The organism is Vibrio sp. OPT46, assembly GCF_015163535.1.
GTDB lineage: Bacteria > Pseudomonadota > Gammaproteobacteria > Enterobacterales > Vibrionaceae > Vibrio > Vibrio alginolyticus.
Genome location: NZ_JADDYG010000139.1, coordinates 22,655 through 23,627, shown reverse-complemented (window position 1 = coordinate 23,627; position 973 = coordinate 22,655). Strand labels below are relative to the sequence as shown.

Annotated in this window: 1 protein-coding gene; it reads right to left on the bottom strand. The window is 44.7% G+C overall.

From position 1 onward, the window contains the following. On the bottom strand, nt 1–973 hold a 973-nt coding region (locus IQR33_RS06145; RefSeq protein ID WP_193843594.1), incomplete at both ends, for a trans-2-enoyl-CoA reductase family protein.

The window sequence follows — 973 nt, the reverse complement described above, 5'->3', positions numbered from 1 at the left end:
GAAATGTCTTGCGAATAGTCGACATCTTCAAAGTTAAAGCCATTGAGCTTCATAAACTCATCTTTAAAACCTTGGTAATCACCAATCTCTTTAAAGTTATCAGCATTCATCTGTTCTAAAAGAGCGTGGACTTCTTGTTGAACTTGCGGTTCAAGTTCCAAGTCATCTATTCGAATCAAGCGTTCACCGTCAACTGGCACTTTCTCTTGATCGTATAACTTCGTAGTAAACAGTCGCTGCATTTGTTCAATACAGCGTTCGTGAGTACCTTTTTCCTTCATCACTCTATAAAGCGCTAACAGGTAGGGACTTAGCGCAGGGATGAATACACTGGCTTTCGTCACCAACGCCTTACACACGGTTGCGTAAGCACCGCCGTCAAAGTTGGCGAGTTTGAGGTTTAATGAATGACTGGTTTGGTGTAAATCGATTTTCGCTCGACCTAACGTACCATCGAGATAAATTGGGTGCGTAATGTCAGGGCCCATGTAAGAAAAGGCGATGGTTTTGCAGCCGTTTGCGATAGAGTCGTTATTGATGAGTGTGTCAATCCAGCTTTCCCAGTCTTCGCCTCCCATTACTTTAATGGTGGCATTGGCTTCCTCTTCTGTTGCAGGCGTTAAGGTGGTTTCTATCCACTTATCGTTCTCCAGCATGATAGAAGCGCCAGTGACAGGTTCACCAATAGGTTTAATGACACTGCGCCAAAACTCATCAGATTCAGGTTTAGGTCGAACACCGGTTGCCAAGCTATAGATGACTAAGTCAACTTCACCTTCAAAGTACGTTTCAATGGCTTCAATCACTTGATTGCGCACCGAACCAGAGAATGCATCGCCAACAATATTTATTGCGGTACGCCCGGCTTGATTTGCTTCTTGCTTAAAAAAGACGTTGTTATACCAACCCGCACTCCCAACCCCTTTCTCTGAAGGGCCACGCTCAAATGAGACGCCAATGGTATCGGCGTTAG